Source organism: Streptomyces sp. NPDC002690, assembly GCF_053592415.1.
The window spans coordinates 1-6,855 of the sequence record NZ_JBSFVR010000395.1; the positions used below are offsets into that span (position 1 = coordinate 1).

7 protein-coding genes are annotated in these 6,855 nt (G+C 71.6%); all 7 read left to right on the forward strand.

What is annotated here, in order from left to right; genetic code table 11:
• Positions 1-497: 497 nt before the first annotated feature.
• Positions 498-800 carry an urease subunit gamma gene (locus ACWD3D_RS31480; RefSeq protein ID WP_451464150.1) on the forward strand — a complete coding sequence of 101 codons (303 nt, stop codon included), beginning with the start codon at positions 498-500 and terminating at the stop codon, positions 798-800.
• Between the two features lie 8 nt (positions 801-808).
• Complete coding sequence (locus ACWD3D_RS31485; protein ID WP_451464151.1) at positions 809-1,120, forward strand: urease subunit beta; 312 nt, start codon at positions 809-811, stop codon at positions 1,118-1,120.
• A complete protein-coding gene (locus tag ACWD3D_RS31490; protein WP_451464152.1) occupies positions 1,113-2,834 on the forward strand; it encodes an urease subunit alpha in 1,722 nt (573 codons plus the stop codon). Before ACWD3D_RS31485 ends, ACWD3D_RS31490 begins: the two co-directional genes overlap by 8 nt.
• A 13-nt stretch (positions 2,835-2,847) precedes the next feature.
• Entirely contained in the window at positions 2,848-3,510 is a 663-nt protein-coding gene (locus ACWD3D_RS31495; protein WP_451464153.1) for an urease accessory protein UreF, read from the forward strand.
• Between the two features lie 35 nt (positions 3,511-3,545).
• Positions 3,546-4,223 carry an urease accessory protein UreG gene (ureG, locus tag ACWD3D_RS31500; RefSeq protein ID WP_451464154.1) on the forward strand — a complete coding sequence of 226 codons (678 nt, stop codon included), beginning with the start codon at positions 3,546-3,548 and terminating at the stop codon, positions 4,221-4,223.
• Positions 4,220-4,990, forward strand: a complete 771-nt coding sequence (locus ACWD3D_RS31505) for an urease accessory protein UreD (RefSeq protein ID WP_451464156.1) — start codon at positions 4,220-4,222, stop codon at positions 4,988-4,990. The genes ureG and ACWD3D_RS31505 overlap by 4 nt, the downstream gene beginning before the upstream one ends.
• 155 nt (positions 4,991-5,145) lie before the next feature.
• The gene (locus tag ACWD3D_RS31510; protein WP_451464155.1) at positions 5,146-6,756 is read left to right on the forward strand and encodes an alpha/beta hydrolase; all 1,611 of its coding nucleotides are present in this window, start codon (positions 5,146-5,148) and stop codon (positions 6,754-6,756) included.
• Positions 6,757-6,855 lie beyond the last annotated feature (99 nt).

Genomic DNA, 6,855 nt, shown 5'->3' on the forward strand with positions numbered 1-6,855 from the left:
CTACACGTGAACGCCATGGCCGGCAACGAGAGTGGCCGCGACACCGCCCACCTCGCCGACTTCGCCGAGATGCCCGCCCTCGCACCGCACCGGCGGGAGTGTGCTGCTGCATTACTACCCGAACGCCCGGCGGACCATGTCGGTGCCCGGGTGCCCCCGCTCCCGATCTGCCGCTCCCCACGGCGGTACGCGACGCGTGCCTCGGGGCCGGTACGCGCCGCACAAGAGCCGGGGCCGGTACACGCCGTATACGAGGTGGCACCGTGCGGGCCGCACCGGCGAACCGTCCGGGGACGGGCCAGGCCGCCGGAGCTGCGTCCGGAAGCCCGACGACGGCGGAGCGGGACCGTCCCAGTTAACGCGACGGAAAAACTTTGGTCCTAACGTGCGTTGCCTGGCCGGTGACGCCGCCCTCCGGAGCCCGACGAACGTGTCGGCGTCCGACGGGTGCCATCGCGCCCAGGCAGTTACCGGGCGCGAGACGATGAGGTGGAAGCGTGCAACTCACCCCGCACGAGCAGGAGCGTCTGCTCATCCATGTGGCCGCCGACGTCGCCGCCAGACGCCGGGCGCGCGGCCTGCGGCTCAACCACCCGGAGGCGGTCGCGCTGATCACCTCCCACATCCTGGAGGGTGCGCGCGACGGCCGGACCGTCGGCGAACTCATGGCGTCCGGACGCAAGGTGCTCACCCGCGCCGACGTCATGGACGGCATCCCGGAGATGATCCACGACGTCCAGGTGGAGGCCACCTTCCCGGACGGCACCAAACTCGTCACCGTCCACGACCCGATCGTCTGAGGGGCATCGTGATTCCCGGAGAGATCCTGTACGCGGACGGGGCCGTGCCGATCAACGAGGGCCGCCCCGTCACCCGTCTCACCGTCCTCAACGCTGCCGACCGGCCCGTCCAGGTCGGCTCCCACTACCACTTCGCCGAGGCCAACCCCGGTCTCGACTTCGACCGTGGAGCCGCCCGCGGCCTGCGGCTGAACATCGCCGCCGGGACTGCCGTACGTTTCGAGCCCGGCATCCCCATGGACGTCGAACTCGTTCCGCTCGCCGGCGCGCGCGTCGTGCCCGGCCTGCGCGGTGAAACCGGAGGTGCCCTCGATGGCTGAACTCGACCGTGCCGTATACGCCGACCTGTTCGGCCCCACCACCGGCGACCGCATCCGGCTCGCCGACACCTCCCTGCTCGTGGAGATCGAGGAGGACCGCTCGGGCGGTCCCGGACGCGCCGGCGACGAAGCGGTCTTCGGCGGCGGGAAGGTGATCCGGGAATCCATGGGCCAGGCCCGCACCACCCGCGCCGAGGGCGCGCCCGACACGGTGATCACCGGTGTCGTCGTCGTCGACCACTGGGGGATCGTCAAGGCGGACGTCGGCATCCGCGACGGGCGCATCACCGGCATCGGCAAGGCCGGGAACCCCGACACCATGGACGGGGTCCACCCCGACCTCGTCATCGGGCCGGAGACGGAGATCATCGCGGGGAACGGCAAGATCCTGACCGCGGGCGCCATCGACGCGCACGTGCACTTCATCTCGCCGACCCTCGTGGACCAGGCGCTGTCGTCCGGGATCACCACCCTCGTCGGCGGCGGTACCGGCCCGGCCGAGGGAACCAAGGCGACCACCGTCACCCCCGGCTCCTGGCACCTCGCCCGGATGTTCGAGGCGCTGGAGGGGTACCCCGTCAACATCGGCCTCCTCGGCAAGGGCAACACCATGTCCCGCGAGGCCATGCGGGCCCAACTGCGCGGCGGAGCCCTCGGGTTCAAGATCCACGAGGACTGGGGGGCGACTCCCGCAGTCATCGACGCCTGTCTGCGGGTGTGCGAGGAGAGCGGCGCCCAGCTCGCCATCCACACGGACACCCTCAACGAGGCCGGTTTCGTGGCGGACACCCTCGCCGCCATCGCGGGCCGCACCATCCACGCGTACCACACCGAGGGGGCCGGCGGCGGGCACGCGCCCGACATCATCACCGTCGTCTCGGAGCCTTACGTCCTGCCGAGCTCCACCAACCCGACCCGGCCGCACACCGTCAACACCATCGAGGAACACCTCGACATGCTGATGGTCTGCCACCACCTCAACCCGGCCGTCCCCGAGGATCTGGCGTTCGCCGAGTCGCGCATCCGGCCCTCCACGATCGCTGCCGAGGACATCCTGCACGACCTCGGCGCCATCTCGATCATCTCCTCCGACTCCCAGGCCATGGGCCGGATCGGCGAGGTCGTGCTGCGCACCTGGCAGACCGCGCACGTCATGAAGAACCGCCGGGGCGCGCTCCTTGGTGACGGCGCGGCCGACAATCACCGGGTACGTCGCTATGTCGCCAAATACACGATCAACCCGGCGGTGGCCCAGGGGCTCGACCGCGAGATCGGCTCGGTCGAGACCGGCAAGCTCGCCGACCTCGTCCTCTGGGACCCCGCTTTCTTCGGGGTGAAGCCCCGGCTGGTGATCAAGGGCGGCCAGATCGCGTACGCCCAGATGGGCGACGCCAACGCGTCCATCCCCACCCCTCAACCGGTCCTGCCGCGTCCCATGTTCGGCGCCGTCGGCCGGGCTCCCGCAGCCAACTCCTTCAACTTCGTCTCCGCCGCCGCGATCGAGGACGGGCTGCCCGAACGCCTCGGTCTCGGCAAGCGGTTCGTGCCGATCACCAGTACCCGGGGCGTCACCAAGGCCGACATGCGGGAGAACGACGCGCTGCCCCACGTCCAGGTCGACCCGGACAGCTTCGCCGTGACGATCGACGGAGACCTGGTCGAACCGGCGCCGGCCGCCGAACTACCCATGGCCCAGCGTTACTTCCTCTTCTGACCTGGCAGGACCGATGTCACGTGCAGCCCTGCTCGTCCTCGCCGACGGACGGTTCCCCGCCGGAGGCCACGCCCACTCCGGCGGCGCCGAACCGGCCGTCACGGCGGGACGCGTCCGCGACGCGGACGACCTCGCCGACTTCTGCCGGGGCCGTCTGCACACCACCGGCCTCACCGCCGCCGCGCTCGCCGCGGCGGCGGCCCTCGGCCTCGACCCGCTCGCGCTCGACGAGGCGGCGGACGCCCGCACGCCCTCACCCGCCCTGCGGGCCACCGCCCGCAAGCTCGGCCGCCAGCTGATGAGGGCCGCCAGGTCCACCTGGCCGAGTCCCGCCCTGGACACACTCGCGGCCGCCCGGCCGCGCGGCGCCCACCAGCCCGTCGTCCTCGGACTCACCGCGGCCTCGGCCGGCCTGACCCCCGAGGACGCCGCGTACTGCGCCGCGTACGAGGCGGTCGGCGGGCCCTCCACCGCCGTCGTCCGGCTGCTCTCGCTCGACCCTTTCGAGGCCACCGCCGTCCTCGCCCGGCTCGCCCCCGAACTCGACCGCGTCGCCGAACGGGCGGCTGCCGCCGCCCGGCAGGGCATCGACGCCCTACCCGCGGCATCGGCCCCGCTGCTCGACATCGCCGCCGAGACCCACGCCACGTGGCCGGTCCGCCTCTTCGCCTCATGACGCACCCCCACGCCCCATCCCTCAGGAGCCGCACCATGCATCTCGACCATTCGCACGACGGACCCGCCGCGGTCGGCGCGGACGCCGCACGGCCGGACGGCACCCGCCGTGCCCTGCGCATCGGGCTGGGAGGGCCGGTCGGCTCCGGCAAGACCGCCACCGTCGCCGCCCTCTGCCGCACCCTGCGCGACGAGTTCTCCATCGCCGTGGTCACCAACGACATCTACACCCGTGAGGACGCGGAGTTCCTGCTCCGCAACGCGGTGCTCCCGCCCGAGCGGATCCAGGCCGTCGAAACCGGCGCATGTCCCCACACCGCCATCCGTGACGACATCTCCGCCAACCTCGAAGCCGTCGAGGACCTGGAGGACAGTGTCGGCCCGCTCGACCTCATCCTCGTGGAGTCGGGCGGCGACAACCTCACCGCCACGTTCTCCAAAGGGCTGGTCGACGCCCAGGTGTTCGTCATCGACGTGGCCGGCGGCGACGACATCCCGCGCAAGGGCGGCCCCGGCGTGACCACCGCCGACCTGCTCGTCGTCAACAAGACCGACCTCGCCCCGTACGTCGGTTCCGACCTGGACCGGATGGCCGAGGACGCCGCCAAGCAGCGCGGTGAACTTCCCGTCGTCTTCACTTCGTTGACCTCGGTCGACGGAGTCGCGCCGGTGGCCGGATGGGTACGGTCGCAGCTCGCCGCCTGGGCCTCGTGAGCGTCGCCGCGACCGCCCGCATCCGTGCCGCCCGGGACGGGCGGGGCTCCACGGTGCTGCCGGTGCTGGAGAGCGACGGCCCTCTCGCGCTCCGCCGGACCCGGGCCCCGGACCCGTACGCGGGGGTCACGGTCGTCGGCGCCATGAGCGCACCCCTCGGGGGCGACCGCCTCGCCGTCGAGGTGGAGGCCGGGCACGGGGCGCGGCTCACCGTCGGCGCCGCCGCAGCCACGGTGGCGCTCCCCGGCCCCGGGCCCGCCCACTACGACGTCCGGCTGACCGTGGGCGAGGAAGCGGAGCTGCGCTGGCTCCCGGAGCAGCTGATCTCCGCCCGCGGCAGTGACCTGCGGATGACCACCGTCGTCGAACTCGCCGCCACCGCGCGGCTGGTGCTCAGGGAGGAACAGGTCCTCGGCCGCCACGGCGAATCCACGGGCGCCCTGACCACCCGCCTGACCGTGCGGCGTGCGGGACGCCCGCTGCTCGACCAGGAGCTCGGCTACGGTCCCGGAGCCCCGGGCGGCTGGGACGGGCCCGCCGTGCTGGGTGGCCACCGGGCCGTAGGCCAACTTCTCATTGTCCTGCCGGAGTTCGAGAAGAGGCCGCCGGCCGCACGTCTGCTCGGCCCCACCGCGGTCCTCACCCCGCTGGCGGGACCCGCCGCACTGGTCACGGCCGTCGCCGCCGACGCCCGGCTGTTGCGCGGAGTCCTGGAGGGGGCCATGGAGCTCGTACTGGACGATGAAAGAGCAGATCAACCCATGTGAAACGCCATCGACTTGATGGTAGCTCGCGGGCAAGTCCGCTGATCGGTACTGCTGTTACCGGTTATCGGTTGGGTAAAGAAAGGTGGATGCGCACTGTTCTCAGGAACCTCACAGGGGAAATGATCCGCGGGAAACCGTAGATCCGTGCCGCTCGGATGCGGCACGGCAACCCATGGGGGAGGTTCCACTTGAGACGCACCTCAGTGCTCGGCGCGGCCGGCACTCTGATCGCGGGGACGCTCATAGCGGGCATGACGGCCGCACCGGCGGCCGGAGCGGACAACCGGCACAGCGGCGCGGCCGAGGCGCGCGGAGCCGCGATCGCCGCGGAACGCGCGGCCCGCGCGGGCATCGACTGGGCGGACTGCCCCGCCGACTACGCGCTTCCCAAGCCCATCCAGTGCGGCTGGGTGACCGTCCCGCTCGACTACACGAAGCCGAACGGCAAGCAGATCAAGCTGGCCGTCGACCGGCACGTGAGCACGGGTACGGCCGCCGAGCGCCAGGGCGCCCTCGTCTACAACCCCGGTGGCCCCGGTGGCTCCGGCCTGCGCTTCCCGACCCGGATCACCAACAAGAACCCGATCTGGACCAAGGTCGCCGCGGCCTACGACTTCGTGGGCTTCGACCCGCGCGGGGTGGGCCACTCCGCCCCCATCTCCTGCGCCGACCCGCAGGAGTACGTCAAGGTCCCCAAGGCCGACCCGGTTCCCGACACCGAGGCCGACAAGCTGGCCCAGCGCAAGCTCGCCGCCGAGTACGCGGCCGGCTGCGCCGAGCGCAGCGGCGATCTGCTGCCGCAGATGACCACTCTCAACACCGCGCGCGACCTGGACGTGATCCGGGCGGGGCTCGGCGAGAAGAAGCTGAACTACCTGGGTGTCTCCTACGGCACCTATCTGGGGGCGGTCTACGGCACGCTCTTCCCGGGGCATCTGCGCCGCATGGTCGTCGACAGCGTCGTCAACCCGGAGCAGGACAACATCTGGTACGAGGCCAACCTCAACCAGGACGTCGCGTTCCAGAACCGCTGGGAGGACTGGCAGGCGTGGGTCGCCCGCAACGACTCCGTCTACCACATCGGCGACACGCCCCAGAAGGTCGAGCAGGCCTGGCTCACCCTGCGCGCCGCAGCCAAGAAGAACCCCATCGGAGGCGTCGTCGGCCCTGCCGAGCTGATCGGCTTCTTCCAGAGCGCGCCGTACTACGACTCCTCCTGGGCGCCCGTGGCCCGGACCTGGAGCGCCTACCTGGCCGGAGACACCCAGGCGCTCGTCGACGCCGTCGCCCCCGACCTGAGCGACATCGCGGGCAACATCGCCACCGAGAACGGCAACGCCGTGTACACCGCGGTCGAGTGCGCGGACGCGCAGTGGCCCACCAGCTGGCGCACCTGGGACCGCGACAACACCCGGCTGCATCGCGACTACCCGTTCCTGACCTGGGCCAACGCGTGGATGAACCTGCCGTGCGCCACCTGGCCGACCAAGCGGCAGACGCCTCTGGAGGTGAAGACGGGCAAGGGCCTCCCGCCCGTCCTGATCGTCCAGTCCACGCGTGACGCCGCCACCCCGTACGAGGGAGCGGTCGAACTGCACCAGCGGTTCAAGGGCTCCCGGCTGATCACCGAGAAGGACGCCGGATCCCACGGGGTCACCGGTCTCCTGAACACCTGTGTCAACGACCGCGTGAACACCTATCTGCTCACCGGTCGCACCGACCGGCACGACGTGACGTGCGCCCCGCACGCCACGCCCGTGCCGTAACCGGACCGTACGGGAAGGGGTGCGGACGGCCGGGCAACAACCACCGGTTACACACCCACCGCCAAGGAGTACGACCCGGCCAACACCGGCAGCGTGGAC